This is a genomic window from Streptococcus sp. CF7_Ac1-12 (genome assembly GCF_024295905.1).
In the GTDB taxonomy this organism is placed as follows: Bacteria; Bacillota; Bacilli; order Lactobacillales; family Streptococcaceae; genus Streptococcus; species Streptococcus mitis_AP.
Map to the genome: position 1 here is coordinate 124,596 of NZ_JANCPG010000004.1, position 15,969 is coordinate 140,564.

At 42.0% G+C, this 15,969-nt stretch carries 12 protein-coding genes; 8 read left to right on the top strand and 4 right to left on the bottom strand.

Features of this window, described 5'->3' with window-relative positions; translation table 11 throughout:
- Window positions 1-48 precede the first annotated feature (48 nt).
- From galU to argS, 4 genes are all read right to left on the bottom strand, one after another.
- Window positions 49-948, bottom strand: a complete 900-nt coding sequence (gene galU / locus NMM17_RS03445; RefSeq protein WP_000096179.1) for a UTP--glucose-1-phosphate uridylyltransferase GalU — start codon at window positions 946-948, stop codon at window positions 49-51.
- 21 nt (window positions 949-969) lie between these two features.
- Window positions 970-1,986, bottom strand: coding sequence for an NAD(P)H-dependent glycerol-3-phosphate dehydrogenase (locus NMM17_RS03450; RefSeq protein WP_101776936.1), 1,017 nt, complete (start codon window positions 1,984-1,986; stop codon window positions 970-972).
- 170 nt (window positions 1,987-2,156) lie between these two features.
- Entirely contained in the window at window positions 2,157-2,402 is a 246-nt protein-coding gene (locus NMM17_RS03455) for a hypothetical protein (protein ID WP_000084861.1), read from the bottom strand.
- Between the two features lie 528 nt (window positions 2,403-2,930).
- Window positions 2,931-4,622 (bottom strand): arginine--tRNA ligase, encoded by a 1,692-nt coding sequence (gene argS / locus NMM17_RS03460; RefSeq protein WP_254753843.1) that lies wholly within the window; start codon window positions 4,620-4,622, stop codon window positions 2,931-2,933.
- A 135-nt stretch (window positions 4,623-4,757) separates the two neighbouring features.
- On the opposite strand from argS, the gene argR reads away from it, so the two are divergent.
- The 8 genes from argR (at window position 4,758) to NMM17_RS03500 (ending at window position 15,898) form a co-directional block, all read left to right on the top strand.
- A complete protein-coding gene (argR, locus tag NMM17_RS03465) occupies window positions 4,758-5,204 on the top strand; it encodes an arginine repressor (RefSeq protein WP_001231476.1) in 447 nt (148 codons plus the stop codon).
- 50 nt (window positions 5,205-5,254) lie between these two features.
- Window positions 5,255-7,789, top strand: coding sequence for a DNA mismatch repair protein MutS (mutS, locus tag NMM17_RS03470; protein WP_254753844.1), 2,535 nt, complete (start codon window positions 5,255-5,257; stop codon window positions 7,787-7,789).
- Window positions 7,790-7,934: 145 nt separating this feature from the next.
- Window positions 7,935-9,641, top strand: coding sequence for a multidrug efflux ABC transporter subunit PatA (gene patA, locus NMM17_RS03475; protein WP_020903405.1), 1,707 nt, complete (start codon window positions 7,935-7,937; stop codon window positions 9,639-9,641).
- A gap of 1 nt (window position 9,642) precedes the next feature.
- Window positions 9,643-11,409 carry a multidrug efflux ABC transporter subunit PatB gene (gene patB, locus NMM17_RS03480; protein ID WP_254753845.1) on the top strand — a complete coding sequence of 589 codons (1,767 nt, stop codon included), beginning with the start codon at window positions 9,643-9,645 and terminating at the stop codon, window positions 11,407-11,409.
- A gap of 137 nt (window positions 11,410-11,546) precedes the next feature.
- The gene (locus NMM17_RS03485) at window positions 11,547-12,236 is read left to right on the top strand and encodes a gamma-glutamyl-gamma-aminobutyrate hydrolase family protein (protein WP_000124770.1); all 690 of its coding nucleotides are present in this window, start codon (window positions 11,547-11,549) and stop codon (window positions 12,234-12,236) included.
- Window positions 12,237-12,405: 169 nt separating this feature from the next.
- On the top strand, window positions 12,406-13,755 hold the full coding sequence (locus NMM17_RS03490; RefSeq protein WP_000018268.1) for a glucose-6-phosphate isomerase: 1,350 nt from the start codon (window positions 12,406-12,408) through the stop codon (window positions 13,753-13,755).
- 234 nt (window positions 13,756-13,989) lie between these two features.
- Complete coding sequence (gene gltX / locus NMM17_RS03495) at window positions 13,990-15,450, top strand: glutamate--tRNA ligase (RefSeq protein ID WP_000031071.1); 1,461 nt, start codon at window positions 13,990-13,992, stop codon at window positions 15,448-15,450.
- Window positions 15,451-15,463: 13 nt separating this feature from the next.
- Entirely contained in the window at window positions 15,464-15,898 is a 435-nt protein-coding gene (locus NMM17_RS03500) for a cytidine deaminase (RefSeq protein ID WP_000355900.1), read from the top strand.
- Window positions 15,899-15,969 lie beyond the last annotated feature (71 nt).

Below are 15,969 nucleotides of genomic sequence, written 5' to 3' on the forward strand. Positions count from 1 at the left end.
TATGTAATGAAAAAAAGATAAGGTATTTTTGAACCTTATCTTTTTATGTTATTCCTTCTCAGCCAATTCTTTTCCCAGTTGGATGAGGTAATTTTTCAAGGCATCTTTGACTTGTGGGTGCTTGAGGGCGTAGTCAATAGATGTTTTCATAAATCCAAACTTATCCCCAACGTCGTAACGAGCTCCTGTAAATTCACGGGCAAAAACACGCTGTGTTTTATTAAGCGTATCGATAGCATCGGTAAGTTGGATTTCATTTCCAGCACCAGGAGCTTGCTTTTCGAGGATATCAAAAATTTCCGGTGTCAGAAGATAGCGACCGATGATTGCCAAATCACTTGGTGCATCTTCGGGAGCTGGTTTTTCTACGAAAGTTTCAACGCTATAGAGTCCATTACTTCCTTCGCCCTGAGGAGCGATAACCCCGTATGATGAAACGTCTTCATGTGGTACAGGCATGACAGCAATGGTTGATGCGTGTGTCTTTTCGTAATCATTCATCAGTTGTTTTGTCAAAGGAACGGCATTCTCATTTGTGATGTCCATAAGGTCGTCACCCAGCATAACAACGAAGGGCTCATTCCCTACAAAAGCTTTGGCTTGTAAGACAGCATCTCCAAGACCACGAGGGTGAGTTTGGCGAATGAAATGGAGGCGCATACCAGTTGCTTCATCTACCAATTTTAACAAATCCGTTTTGCCTTTTTCCTTAAGGTTGTACTCAAGCTCAAAGTTTGAGTCAAAGTGATCCTCAATAGAACGTTTTGACTTACCAGTGACAACCAGAATATCTTCAATACCTGATTTAAGAGCTTCTTCTACGATAAACTGGATAGTTGGTTTGTCTACAATTGGCAACATTTCTTTGGCAAGGGCCTTGGTTGCCGGTAAAAATCGAGTCCCGAGTCCAGCGGCAGGGATGATTGCTTTTCTAACTTTTGATGACATAAGAATCCTTTCTTTAGAGGGTTAAGACCACTCATTTTCTGCTTTAAATTCATTGTTCATGATGTCATAAATGGCATCTTTGATATTGGTTCCGTGGTAAATAACTTGGTAAATGGCTTGTGTAATCGGCATATAGACTCCAAGTTCTTGCGCTAGTTCATAGGCTGCTCGAGTCGTTGAAATTCCTTCAATCACCATGCCCATATTAGCTTCTATATCATCTAGGGATTCTCCTCGTCCGAGAGCATCTCCAGCTCTCCAGTTACGAGAGTGGATGGAGGTTCCCGTTACGATCAAATCTCCCACACCAGATAAGCCACTATAGGTCAATGGACTGGCCCCGAGTGCTACCCCTAGGCGAGTAATTTCTGCCAAGCCTCGAGCGATGATGGCTGCCTTGGCATTGTCACCAAATCCCAGACCATGTAAAGCTCCGGCACCGACAGCAATAATATTTTTAAGAGCACCAGCAGTTTCAACTCCAATAATATCCGTATTGGTATAAAGTCGGAAGTAGTGATTACTAAAGAGTTCTTGCACGTATTGAGCTGTTTGTAAATCTTTAGAAGCAGCAGTGATTAAAGTCAGATCACGTACAATGGTTTCTTCCGCATGACTAGGTCCTGAAACAACGACGATATCACTGCGGAGATGTTCAGGAATTTCTTCTTCAAGGATGGTTGATAATCGTTTATGACTATCAGGCTCTAATCCCTTTGAAGCGTGCATGATGATAGCCTTATGATCCAAGGTTTCTGCAACTTGCTGGGCAACAAGTCGCGTCACTTTTGTTGGGACAACAAACAAAATCGCATCTACATCTTTCAGTGTCTCTGCTAAGTCAGTGTAGGCATTGATTTTCTCATCTAGAACGACATCTTTAAAGTAGTGCTTGTTAGTATGATAGGTATTAATTTCATTGATTTGTTCGGGAAGGTTTCCCCAAATACGTACCTCGTGTCCATTGTCATTTAAGACTTGTGAAAGGGCAGTTCCCCAAGAACCAGGCCCCAAGACGGCGACGGTTTGTTTTTTCATGTTTTTCTCCTTGATAGAGTTCTCTCTTTTATTTTATCACATTCTAGGGGATTTTGCACTTGCATTGCTGGGGGAGTGGTAGCTTTGTTACTTGAAAAATACATAAAAAACCGAGACGAAGTATTAAACTCTTAGTCTCGGTTTTGATATTTCTTAAAGAATAGCTCGGTTTATTTCAATTGATCTGTAATGTCTTTTGACAGCAACATTCCCAGATGATAAGTTTTATTGATGTAAGCAATGACATCATTGATATTTTCAGTCGTTTGAATTTTCTCTTTGATGTCAGCCCTAAATGTTTCATCCTTCAAAAGTTGTTCTTGGTAGAGCCTTTGCAGTCTCTCTTTCTCGTACTTATTGAGCAGAAAAAGGAACACCAAGCTAATCACAACGAGGATATAAGCATATTGGCTCATAGAATATCTCCCTGTATGATAAAGAAGTAGTAGTGAGTAGATTGAATTAGTGAAGCGTTTAGGCAAATCACCATAGTTACGACGTCATGGCCTCTAAATCGATGATATTTAGAGACCATGACTAGTGAAGCGCCTAGCCAAAGTCCGAATAGGATTTGGCGTTAGTTATTTAGACTACTTTACAATAAAGTGATTAAAAGATTACGACATGAGCCTAACCAAATCGATATTATTGGGTTAGATGAATTAGTAAAGCGTTTAGACAAGTATCTCTAATTACGACGTAAAGAAACATAAATCGATAATATTTATGTTTCTTTACTAGTGAAGCGCCTAGCCAAATCTCCGACAGGATTTGGTCTTAATTACTTAGACTGCTTTTTAATCAAGTAACTTGAAGATTACGACATGAACCAAACCAAATCGATATTATTTGGTTTGGTGAATTAGTGAAGCGTTTAGGCAATTCGCCATATAGCGATTGCCGTCAAGAGACTAGGAACTTTAGTTCCAGTCTCTTGTAACGATTTACATCTTCTCTGGCGCTTCTACTCCAAGCAAGCGAAGGGCTTCTTTGAGAACAATTGCAGTTGCGTAGCTGAGGGCTAGACGGCTGTCGCGTTCTGGGGTTTCATCCAAGATGCGCGTATGTGCATAGTATTTGTTAAAGGCTTGAGCTAGGCTAATTGCAAATTTAGCAATGATAGAAGGTTCAAAGTTATCCGCCGCACGGTTAATAATACGTGGGAAGTCTTGGATGAGTTTGATGATTTCCCAGCTTTCAGCATCATTCAAGCTATAGTTGCCAGCTGTTTCTGGTTTGAAGTCTGCTTTGCGCAAGATAGATTGGATACGAGCGTAAGCATATTGAACGTAAGGTCCAGTTTCACCCTCGAAGGATACCATAGCCTCTAAGTCGAAGTCGTATCCATTTGTACGGTCGGTCTTGAGGTCATAGAACTTAATGGCTCCTACCCCGACAGCATGCGCTACCTGGTCTTTGTTTTCCAATTCAGGGTTTTTAGCTTCGATTTGGGCCTTGGCACGGCTAACTGCCTCTGCAACTGTAGGTTCTAGTAAGATGACATTCCCTTTACGAGTAGAGAGTTTCTTCCCTTCTTTTGTAACCAAACCAAAAGGAACGTGAGTAATGTCGTTACTCCAGTCGTAGCCCATCTCTTGTAAGACAGCTTTGAGTTGTTTAAAGTGGGCAGATTGTTCTTGGCCAACGACGTAGATAGATTTAGCAAATTGGTATTCGTTTTTACGGTAAAGAGCTGCAGCCAAGTCACGTGTGATATAGAGAGTTGCACCATCAGATTTTTTGATAAGGGCTGGATGTTCAATTCCATATTTCTCAAGATTCACAACTTGGGCACCTTCTGATTCAACAAGAAGGCCTTTTTCAGAAAGAATGTCTACAACTGCATCCATCTTATCGTTGTAGAAGGCTTCTCCATTGTAGCTGTCAAATTCGACTTGTAATTCATTGTAAAGACGGTTAAATTCCACCAAACTTTCATCACGGAACCATTGCCAAAGTGCGAGAGCTTCCTCGTCTCCATTTTCAAGTTTACGGAACCATTCGCGTGCTTCTTCATCCAAGCTAGGGTCATTTTCAGCTTCAGCGTTGATGCGGACATAGAGTTTAAGAAGTTCATCGATTGGATGAGCTTTTACAGCTTCTTCATCGCCCCATTTTTTGTAGGCAACAATCAACATCCCAAACTGTTTACCCCAGTCTCCCAAGTGGTTGACCTTGACCGTTTGATAACCGATTTTTTGGAAAATATGTGATAAGCTATCTCCGATAACAGTTGAGCGCAGGTGACCGATAGAGAATGGTTTAGCGATATTGGGACTAGACATGTCGATAACAACATTTTCTTGTTTGCCAATATGTTGGTCAGCATAGTGTTCTTTTTGAGTGATAACAGCTTGCAATACTTGAGCAGAAATGGCAGATTTATCAAGGAAAAAGTTAACGTAAGGTCCTGTTGCGACAACCTTTTCAAAGGCTTGGCTGTTAATTTTTTCAGCCAGTTCAGCCGCAATCATTTGAGGTGCTTTACGTTCGACTTTTGCAAGAGAAAAAGCAGGGAAAGCGATGTCTCCCATTTCTGAGTTTTTAGGGGTTTCCAGTAAATTTAAAATAGCCTCTTGGTCCAGGCTATCAATGACGCTAGCCAACTCGCTAGCAATCAATTCTTTTGTATTCATTAAGAGCTCCTTTTTGGACTTTTCTACTATTTTATCACAATTTTAAAGAAAGAAGAAAAAATTTTTGAAATCTCCTATTTTTTTGGTATAATATAGTTATAAAATTAGTTATAAATATGCATATAAGAGGATTTTATGAGAAAAAGAGATCGTCATCAGTTAATAAAAAAAATGATTACTGAGGAGAAATTAAGTACACAAAAAGAAATTCAAGATCGGTTGGAGGCGCACAATGTTTTTGTGACGCAGACAACCCTGTCTCGTGATTTGCGCGAAATCGGCTTGACCAAGGTCAAGAAAAATGATATGGTGTATTATGTACTAGCAAATGAGACAGAAAAGATTGATTTGGTTGAATTTTTGTCTCATCATTTAGAAGGTGTTGCAAGAGCAGAGTTTACCTTGGTACTTCATACCAAATTGGGAGAAGCCTCTGTTTTGGCAAATATTGTAGATGCAAACAAGGATGAATGGATTTTAGGAACAGTTGCTGGTGCCAATACCTTATTGGTTATTTGTCGAGACCAGCACGTTGCCAAACTCATGGAAGATCGTTTGCTAGATTTGATGAAAGATAAGTAAGGTCTTGAGAGTCGCTCTCAAGACTTATTTTTGACAAGGAGAGACGGAAAATGGCGACAGAGAAGCTATCACCCGGCATGCAACAGTATGTGGATATTAAAAAGCAATATCCAGATGCGTTTTTGCTCTTTCGGATGGGTGATTTTTATGAATTATTTTATGAGGATGCGGTCAATGCTGCGCAGATTCTGGAAATTTCCTTAACGAGTCGCAACAAGAATGCCGACAATCCGATTCCTATGGCGGGTGTCCCCTATCATTCTGCCCAGCAGTATATAGATGTCTTGATTGAGCAGGGCTATAAGGTAGCTATCGCAGAGCAGATGGAAGATCCTAAACAAGCAGTTGGGGTTGTGAAACGAGAGGTTGTTCAGGTCATTACGCCAGGGACAGTGGTCGATAGCAGTAAGCCGGATAGTCAGAACAATTTCTTGGTTGCTATAGACCGTGATGGCAGTCAATTTGGCTTAGCTTATATGGACCTGGTGACGGGTGACTTTTATGTGACAGGTCTTTTGGATTTCACGCTGGTTTGTGGGGAAATCCGTAATCTCAAGGCGCGCGAAGTGGTGCTGGGCTATGACTTGTCTGAGGAAGAAGAACAAATCCTCAGTCGTCAGATGAATCTGGTGCTTTCTTATGAAAAAGAAGGCTTTGAAGACCTTCATTTACTGGATTCACGATTGGCAGCTGTGGAGCAAGCGGCATCTAGTAAGCTACTCCAGTATGTTCATCGGACTCAGATGAGGGAATTGAACCACCTCAAACCTGTTATCCACTATGAAATCAAGGATTTCTTGCAGATGGATTATGCGACCAAGGCTAGTCTGGATTTGGTTGAGAATGCTCGCTCGGGTAAGAAACAAGGCAGTCTTTTCTGGCTTTTGGATGAAACCAAAACTGCTATGGGAATGCGGCTCTTGCGTTCTTGGATTCATCGCCCCTTGATTGATAAGGAGCGAATCGTCCAACGTCAGGAAGTGGTGCAGGTCTTTCTCGACCATTTCTTTGAGCGCAGTGACTTGACAGACAGTCTCAAGGGTGTTTATGATATCGAACGCTTGGCTAGTCGGGTTTCTTTTGGCAAAACAAATCCCAAGGATCTCTTGCAGTTGGCGACCACTTTGTCTAGTGTGCCACGGATTCGTGCGATTTTAGAAGGGATGGAGCAACCTGCTCTAACTTATCTTATCGAACAATTGGATGGAATCCCTGAGTTGGAGAGTTTGATTAGCGCAGCGATTGCTCCTGAAGCCCCTCATGTGATTACAGATGGGGGAATTATCCGAACTGGATTTGATGAGACTTTAGACAAGTACCGTCGCGTTCTCAGAGAAGGGACTGGTTGGATTGCTGAAATTGAGGCCAAGGAGCGAGAAAACTCTGGTATTAGCGCACTTAAGATTGTCTATAATAAAAAGGATGGCTACTATTTCCATGTGACCAATTCGCAACTGGGAAATGTGCCTGCTCACTTTTTCCGCAAGGCGACGCTGAAAAATTCAGAACGTTTTGGAACCGAAGAATTAGCCCGTATCGAAGGAGATATGCTTGAGGCGCGTGAGAAGTCAGCCAATCTAGAGTACGAAATTTTTATGCGTATTCGTGAAGAGGTCAGCAAGTACATCCAGCGTTTGCAGGCTCTAGCCCAAGGAATTGCGACGGTTGATGTCTTACAGAGTCTGGCAGTTGTGGCTGAAACCCAGCATTTGATTCGACCTGAGTTCGGAGACGACTCACAAATCGATATCCAGAAAGGGCGCCATGCTGTCGTTGAAAAGGTTATGGGGGCTCAGACCTATATTCCAAATACGATTCAGATGGCAGAAGATACCAGTATTCAACTGATTACAGGGCCCAACATGAGCGGAAAGTCAACCTACATGCGTCAGTTAGCCATGACGGCGGTTATGGCTCAGTTGGGTTCTTATGTGCCAGCAGAAAGCGCCCATTTACCGATTTTTGATGCGATTTTTACCCGTATCGGAGCAGCAGATGACTTGGTTTCAGGTCAATCAACCTTCATGGTAGAGATGATGGAGGCTAACAATGCCATTTCGCATGCGACCAAGGACTCTCTCATTCTCTTTGATGAATTGGGACGGGGAACTGCAACTTATGACGGGATGGCTCTTGCTCAGTCTATCATCGAATACATTCACGAGCATATCGGAGCCAAGACCCTCTTTGCGACCCACTACCATGAGTTGACTAGTCTGGAGTCCAGCTTGAAACATTTAGTCAATGTTCACGTGGCAACCTTGGAGCAGGATGGGCAGGTCACCTTCCTTCATAAAATTGAACCAGGACCAGCTGATAAATCCTACGGTATCCATGTTGCCAAGATTGCTGGCTTGCCAGCAGACCTTTTAGCAAGGGCGGACAAGATTTTGACTCAGTTAGAGAATCAAGGGACAGAAAGTCCTGCTCCCGTGAGGCAAACAAGTACTGTCACAGAACAAATTTCTCTCTTTGATACGGCAGAAGAGCATCCTATCCTAGCAGAATTAGCTAAACTAGATATTTACAATATGACACCTATGCAGGCTATGAATGTCTTGGTCGAGTTAAAACAAAAATTATAAAGAATGAATTACTTGTCATTCTAGCTGTATCAAGGATACTTCTTTGACAAGTCCCCACTTTTTTGCTAGAATAGCATCACACAAACAGAATGAAAAGGAGCTGACACATTGTCGCTCCCTTTTGTCTATTTTTTAAGGAGAAAGTATGCTAATTCAGAAAATAAAAACCTACAAGTGGCAGGCCTTGGCTTCGCTTCTGATGACAGGCTTGATGGTTGCTAGTTCACTTTTGCAACCGCGTTATCTGCAGGAAGTCTTAGACGCCCTCCTTGCTGGGAAATATGAAGCCATTTATAGTATCGGGGCTTGGTTGATTAGTGTGGCTTTGGTCGGTCTGGTTGCTGGTGGGCTCAACGTTGTCCTCGCAGCCTATATTGCCCAAGGAGTTTCATCTGACCTTCGAGAGGATGCCTTCCGTAAAATCCAAACCTTTTCTTATGCCAATATTGAACAATTTAATGCGGGAAATCTAGTCGTTCGCATGACAAATGATATCAACCAGATTCAGAACGTCGTCATGATGACCTTTCAAATTCTGTTCAGGCTCCCCCTCTTGTTCATCGGTTCCTTTATCTTGGCTGTTCAAACCTTACCTTCTCTGTGGTGGGTGATTGTTCTAATGGTAATCTTGATTTTTGGCTTGACAGCTGTCATGATGGGAATGATGGGGCCTCGTTTTGCCAAGTTTCAAACACTTCTTGAGCGCATCAATGCCATTGCCAAGGAAAATCTACGCGGTGTTCGTGTGGTCAAGTCCTTTGTCCAAGAAAAAGAGCAGTTTGCTAAGTTTACGGAGGTTTCAGACGAGCTTCTCGGTCAAAACCTTTACATCGGATATGCCTTTTCAGTAGTGGAACCTGTCATGATGTTGGTCGGTTATGGGGCGGTTTTCCTCTCTATTTGGCTAGTTGCAGGGATGGTTCAATCGGATCCATCGGTTGTTGGCTCCATTGCTTCCTTTGTTAATTACCTAAGCCAGATTATCTTTACTATTATTATGGTTGGATTTTTGGGAAATTCTGTCAGTCGTGCTATGATTTCTATGCGTCGTATTCGAGAAATTCTTGACGCAGAGCCAGCCATGACCTTCAAGGATGTCCCAGATGAAGACTTGGTCGGAAGTCTTAGCTTTGAAAATGTGACCTTTACCTATCCAATGGATAAGGAACCGATGTTGAAAGATGTGAGCTTTACTGTCGAACCTGGACAAATGGTTGGTGTCGTTGGAGCGACTGGTGCAGGAAAATCAACCTTGGCTCAATTGATTCCACGTCTCTTTGACCCACAGGAGGGTGCTATCAAAATTGGAGGCAAGGATATTCGAGAAGTGAGTGAAGGAACCCTGCGTAAAACAGTTTCTATCGTTCTCCAACGTGCCATTCTCTTTAGTGGAACGATTGCAGATAACTTGAGACAGGGTAAGGGAGATGCTACTTTATTTGAAATGGAGCGCGCAGCCAATATTGCTCAAGCCAGTGAATTCATTCATCGTATGGAGAAAACCTTTGAAAGTCCAGTTGAAGAAAGGGGAACCAACTTTTCAGGTGGGCAAAAACAAAGGATGTCGATTGCCCGTGGAATTGTCAGCAATCCACGTATTCTGATTTTTGACGATTCGACCTCAGCCTTGGATGCCAAGTCAGAGCGCCTGGTTCAGGAAGCCTTGAATAAGGACTTGAAGGGAACGACAACCATTATCATCGCTCAAAAGATTAGCTCGGTTGTTCATGCAGATAAAATCTTGGTTCTAGATCAAGGACGATTGATTGGTCAAGGTACGCATGCAGACTTGGTTGCCAACAATTCCGTTTACCGTGAAATCTACGAAACACAGAAAGGAAAGGAGGAGTAAAATGAAGACAGTTCAATTTTTTTGGAATTATTTTAAAGTCTATAAGCTATCATTTGTAGTTGTTATCCTGATGATTGTTCTGGCGACTCTTGCCCAAGCTCTCTTTCCGGTATTTTCTGGACAATCGGTAACAGAGTTAGCTAATTTAGTTCAAGCTTATCAAAATGGCAATCCAGAACTTGTTTGGCAAAGCCTATCAGGAATCATGGTCAATCTTGGTCTGCTAGTTTTGGTTCTATTTATCTCCAGTGTGATATACATGTGTCTCATGACGCGCGTGATTGCAGAATCGACCAACGAGATGCGCAAAGGCCTCTTTGGCAAGCTTGCTCGGTTGACTGTTTCTTTCTTTGACCGCCGACAAGATGGCGATATCCTGTCTCGTTTTACCAGTGATTTGGATAATATCCTCCAAGCTTTTAACGAAAGCTTGATTCAGGTCATGAGCAACATCGTTCTATACATTGGTCTGATTCTTGTCATGTTTTCGAGAAATGTGACGCTGGCCCTCATCACTATTGCCAGTACACCAGTGGCCTTTCTCATGCTGATTTTTATCGTGAAAATGGCACGGAAATATACCAACCTCCAGCAGAAAGAGGTAGGGAAGCTCAATGCCTATATGGATGAAAGTATCTCAGGTCAAAAAGCCGTGATTGTGCAAGGTATTCAAGAGGATATGATGGCAGGATTTCTTGAACAAAATGAGCGCGTGCGCAAGGCAACCTTTAAAGGAAGAATGTTCTCAGGAATTCTTTTCCCTGTCATGAATGGGATGAGTCTGGTCAACACAGCCATCGTCATCTTTGCTGGTTCAGCTGTACTTTTGAATGATAAGTCTATTGAAACAAGTACAGCCCTAGGTTTGATTGTTATGTTTGCCCAATTTTCACAGCAGTACTACCAGCCTATTATTCAAGTTGCGGCAAGTTGGGGAAGCCTTCAGTTAGCCTTTACAGGTGCTGAACGGATTCAGGAAATGTTTGATGCAGAGGAAGAAATTCGACCTAAAAATGCTCCGACCTTCACTCAGTTGCAAGAAGGTGTTGAAATTAGTCATATTGATTTTTCATACTTGCCTGATAAACCCATTTTGAAAGATGTCAGCATTTCTGCTCCTAAAGGCCAGATGACAGCGGTTGTTGGTCCGACTGGGTCAGGGAAAACGACTATTATGAACCTCATCAATCGCTTTTATGATGTTAATGCTGGTGGGATTTATTTTGACGGTAAAGACATCCGTGACTATGATTTAGATAGTCTCAGAAGCAAGGTGGGAATTGTCTTGCAAGATTCGGTCTTGTTTAGCGGAACGATTCGAGACAATATCCGTTTTGGTGTGCCAGATGCTAGTCAAGAAATGGTTGAGGCAGCAGCCAAGGCAACCCATATTCACGACTACATCGAAAGCTTGCCTGATAAGTACGATACTCTTATAGATGATGACCAGAGCATCTTCTCGACAGGACAAAAGCAATTGATTTCTATCGCTCGAACCCTGATGACAGATCCAGAGGTTCTCATTCTCGATGAAGCCACTTCGAACGTAGATACTGTGACAGAAAGCAAGATTCAGCATGCCATGGAGGCGGTTGTAGCAGGCAGAACTAGTTTCGTCATTGCCCATCGTTTGAAGACTATCCTCAATGCAGACCAGATTATTGTCCTTAAAGATGGAGAAGTCATTGAACGCGGTAGCCACCATGAACTCTTGAAACTGGGTGGCTTCTATTCAGAACTCTATCACAATCAATTTGTTTTTGAATAAGAAAAAAGTTGTCCCCTTGGGCAGCTTTTTCTTGTCCATAAAAAATATTTATCACAGCCTTAAAAAAAACATATTAGACGAAAGTCATTTTGAGTGATATGATAAGACTATCGTTAACATTCGAAAGGAGAGGCATCATGGCTAGAACGGTTGTAGGAGTTGCTGCAAATCTATGTCCCGTAGACGCAGAGGGCAAAAACATTCATTCATCTGTATCTTGTAGATTCGCAGAGAGCATTCGTCAAGTCGGTGGTCTCCCTTTAGTCATTCCTGTTGGTGATGAGTCAGTTGTTCGCGATTATGTAGAAATGATTGACAAACTTATCTTGACAGGCGGTCAAAATGTCCATCCTCAGTTTTATGGAGAGAAAAAGACCATCGAGAGTGATGATTACAACCTAGTGCGTGACGAATTTGAATTGGCGCTCTTGAAAGAAGCGCTTCGTCAGAATAAACCAATCATGGCAATCTGTCGCGGTGTCCAACTTGTCAATGTTGCCTTTGGGGGAACTCTCAATCAAGAAATCGAAGGCCACTGGCAAGGACTACCTTTCGGGACATCTCATTCTATTGAGACAGTAGAAGGAAGTGTGGTGGCTAAGTTATTTGGAAAAGAAAGTCAAGTTAATTCCGTTCATCGTCAGAGTATTAAAGATTTGGCACCTAATTTCCGTGTAACTGCTATTGACCCAAGAGACCAGACCATCGAAGCGATTGAGTCTATCGATGAGCACCGCATTATTGGTTTGCAGTGGCATCCAGAGTTTCTGGTTAATGAAGAAGATGGCAATTTAGAATTATTTGAGTATTTATTGAATGAACTGTAACGACTGGAACATCTAGTCGTTCTTTCTTTTATTTTTTCAAAATTTTTGGAATGTGGGATTTTTACGCAAACGTTTGAATTCTGATAAAAATTGGAGAAATTCGACAAAAAACTTGAAAAAAACGAAGGTAAGCGTTATGATAGAAAAGAAGAAATATTGGAGGAATAACATGTCACATATTAAATTTGATTATTCAAAAGTTTTAGACAAATTTGTTGCACCACATGAAGTGGAATACATGCAATCACAAGTAACAGCAGCAGATGAATTGATCCGTAAAGGAACTGGTGCTGGTAGCGACTTCTTGGGATGGTTGGACCTTCCTGAAAACTATGACCGCGAAGAATTTGACCGCATCTTGAAAGCTGCTGAGCAAATCAAATCAGACAGCGATGTTTTGGTTGTAATCGGTATCGGTGGATCTTACCTTGGTGCGAAAGCAGCAATCGACTTCTTGAACCACCACTTTGCAAACTTGCAAACAAAAGAAGAACGCAAGGCTCCACAAATCCTTTACGCAGGAAACTCAATCTCATCTACTTACCTTGCTGACTTGGTAGAGTACGTAGCTGACAAAGACTTCTCGGTAAACGTGATTTCTAAATCAGGTACAACAACTGAACCAGCTATCGCTTTCCGTGTCTTCAAAGAACTTTTGGTTAAGAAATACGGTCAAGAAGAAGCAAACAAACGTATCTATGCAACAACTGACCGCCAAAAAGGCGCTGTTAAGGTTGAAGCAGATGCTAACGGTTGGGAAACATTTGTTGTTCCAGATGATATCGGTGGACGCTTCTCAGTATTGACAGCCGTTGGTTTGCTTCCAATCGCAGCATCAGGAGCTGACATCAAAGCCCTTATGGAAGGTGCGAATGCAGCTCGCAAAGACTACACTTCAGATAAAATCTCTGAAAACGAAGCTTACCAATACGCAGCAGTTCGTAACATCCTTTACCGTAAAGGCTATGCAACTGAGATCTTGGTAAACTACGAGCCATCACTTCAATACTTCTCAGAATGGTGGAAACAATTGGCTGGTGAATCAGAAGGAAAAGACCAAAAAGGTATCTACCCAACTTCAGCCAACTTCTCAACTGACTTGCACTCACTTGGTCAATTTATCCAAGAAGGAACTCGTATCATGTTTGAAACAGTTGTCCGTGTTGACAAACCTCGTAAAAACGTGATTATCCCTAGCTTGGAAGAAGACCTTGATGGACTTGGTTACCTTCAAGGAAAAGACGTTGACTTTGTAAACAAAAAAGCAACTGACGGTGTTCTTCTTGCCCACACAGATGGTGATGTACCAAACATGTACGTGACTCTTCCTGAGCAAGATGCCTTCACTCTTGGTTACACTATCTACTTCTTCGAATTGGCAATTGCCCTTTCAGGTTACTTGAATGCCATCAACCCATTTGACCAACCAGGTGTTGAAGCTTATAAACGGAACATGTTTGCCCTTCTTGGAAAACCAGGATTTGAAGAATTGAGCAAAGAACTTAACGCACGTCTATAATAGAAGAAAAGAGTGGTTTGCCCACTCTTTTTACTCTCTTTATTCATAGAAATTGGACTCAGCCAAGACTTGTGATATAATATAGAGAGCAAAAAAGGCAGACGCCTAATACTCTTCGAAAATCAAATTCAAACCGCGTCAACGTCGTCTTGCCGTACTCAAGTACAGCCTGCGGCTAGTTTCCTAGTTTGCTCTTTGATTTTCATTGAGTATAAAGACTTTATAGGAGAAACTATGTCAAAAGATATCCGCGTACGTTACGCACCAAGTCCAACAGGACTATTACACATCGGAAATGCCCGTACAGCATTGTTCAACTACTTGTATGCGCGCCATCATGGTGGAACTTTTATCATTCGTATTGAAGATACTGACCGCAAACGTCATGTCGAAGACGGAGAGCGTTCACAGCTTGAAAACCTTCGTTGGTTAGGCATGGACTGGGATGAAAGTCCAGAGACTCATGAAAACTACCGTCAGTCTGAGCGTTTGGAACTCTATCAAAAATACATCAATCAACTATTAGCTGAAGGAAAAGCCTACAAATCTTACGTTACAGAAGAAGAGCTGGCAGCTGAACGCGAACGCCAAGAAGCAGCTGGTGAAACACCTCGTTATATCAACGAATACATCGGTATGAGTGAAGAGGAAAAAGTGGCTTACATCACAGAACGTGAAGCAGCAGGGATCATCCCAACCGTTCGCTTGGCTGTCAATGAGTCAGGTATCTACAAGTGGCATGATATGGTTAAAGGCGATATCGAATTTGAAGGTGGGAATATCGGTGGCGATTGGGTTATCCAAAAGAAAGACGGTTACCCAACTTATAATTTTGCCGTTGTCATCGATGACCACGATATGCAAATCTCTCATGTAATCCGTGGAGATGACCACATTGCCAATACACCAAAACAACTTATGGTTTATGAAGCGCTTGGTTGGGAAGCACCAGAGTTCGGTCACATGACCTTGATTATCAACTCTGAGACTGGGAAAAAATTGTCAAAACGCGATACCAACACCCTTCAGTTTATCGAAGACTACCGTAAAAAAGGTTATTTACCAGAAGCAGTCTTTAACTTTATTGCTCTTCTTGGTTGGAACCCAGGTGGCGAAGATGAAATCTTCTCTCGTGAAGAACTCATTAAACTTTTCGATGAAAATCGCCTCAGCAAGTCACCAGCAGCCTTTGATCAGAAGAAACTGGACTGGATGAGCAATGATTATATCAAAAATGCAGACCTAGAAACTATCTTTGAGATGGCAAAACCATTCTTAGAGGAAGCAGGCCGTTTAACTGACAAGGCTGAAAAACTAGTTGAGCTCTATAAACCACAAATGAAATCAGTAGATGAAATTATTCCATTGACAGATCTCTTCTTCTCAGATTTCCCAGAATTGACCGAAGCAGAGCGCGAAGTCATGGCGGGGGAAACAGTCCCAACAGTTCTTGAAGCCTTCAAAGCAAAACTTGAAGCGATGACAGACGATGAATTTGTAACAGAAAATATTTTCCCACAAATTAAGGAAGTCCAAAAAGAAACTGGTATTAAAGGGAAAAATCTTTTCATGCCTATTCGTATCGCAGTTTCAGGTGAAATGCATGGACCAGAATTGCCAGATACTATCTTCTTGTTAGGCCGTGAAAAATCAATCCAGCATATCGAAAATATGTTAAAAGAAATCTCTAAATAAGAAGGATGCAACAATGGACATCTGGGAAAAGATGTACGAAGAAGCACAGAAACTTTACAATCCACATGAAGTATCAGACTTTGTTTATGCCAACCATGTTGTAGCCGCAATAGAAGCAGAAGATGGGCAAATATTTACAGGTTTCTGTATGGAGGGAACCTGTGGTGTGTTCCATCTCTGCGCAGAACGGGCGGCTCTCTTTAATATGTATCAATTCTCAGGACAAACCAAGGTTAAGAAAGTATTAGCTCTTCGAGACAAACCACCTTATGGTGGAAGTTCAGGAATGCCCTGTGGAGCTTGCAGAGAATTCCTCTTAGAGTTGAACGCTGAAAATAAAGATGCAGAAGTCATGATGGACTATGATATAAGAAAGACAGTGAAAGTCGCAGAATTAATGCCCTATTGGTGGGGAGAAGAACGTGCTTCTAAGTTTAATGAACAATAGAAGAGTCAGTACAATTCTGGCTCTTTTTACTATAATTTGAAAAACTGTACTTGAAAAGAATTGAAAAATTT

Bases quoted from the DNA above. Each gene is read 5' to 3' on its own strand.
- NMM17_RS03490 (WP_000018268.1), top strand. From the start codon at position 12,406: ATGTCACATATTAAATTTGATTATTCAAAAGTTTTAGACAAATTTGTT.
- mutS (WP_254753844.1), top strand. From the start codon at position 5,255: ATGGCGACAGAGAAGCTATCACCCGGCATGCAACAGTATGTGGATATT.
- NMM17_RS03450 (WP_101776936.1), bottom strand. From the start codon at position 1,986: ATGAAAAAACAAACCGTCGCCGTCTTGGGGCCTGGTTCTTGGGGAACT.
- patA (WP_020903405.1), top strand. From the start codon at position 7,935: ATGCTAATTCAGAAAATAAAAACCTACAAGTGGCAGGCCTTGGCTTCG.
- galU (WP_000096179.1), bottom strand. From the start codon at position 948: ATGTCATCAAAAGTTAGAAAAGCAATCATCCCTGCCGCTGGACTCGGG.
- argR (WP_001231476.1), top strand. From the start codon at position 4,758: ATGAGAAAAAGAGATCGTCATCAGTTAATAAAAAAAATGATTACTGAG.
- patB (WP_254753845.1), top strand. From the start codon at position 9,643: ATGAAGACAGTTCAATTTTTTTGGAATTATTTTAAAGTCTATAAGCTA.
- NMM17_RS03500 (WP_000355900.1), top strand. From the start codon at position 15,464: ATGGACATCTGGGAAAAGATGTACGAAGAAGCACAGAAACTTTACAAT.
- argS (WP_254753843.1), bottom strand. From the start codon at position 4,622: ATGAATACAAAAGAATTGATTGCTAGCGAGTTGGCTAGCGTCATTGAT.
- NMM17_RS03455 (WP_000084861.1), bottom strand. From the start codon at position 2,402: ATGAGCCAATATGCTTATATCCTCGTTGTGATTAGCTTGGTGTTCCTT.
- gltX (WP_000031071.1), top strand. From the start codon at position 13,990: ATGTCAAAAGATATCCGCGTACGTTACGCACCAAGTCCAACAGGACTA.
- NMM17_RS03485 (WP_000124770.1), top strand. From the start codon at position 11,547: ATGGCTAGAACGGTTGTAGGAGTTGCTGCAAATCTATGTCCCGTAGAC.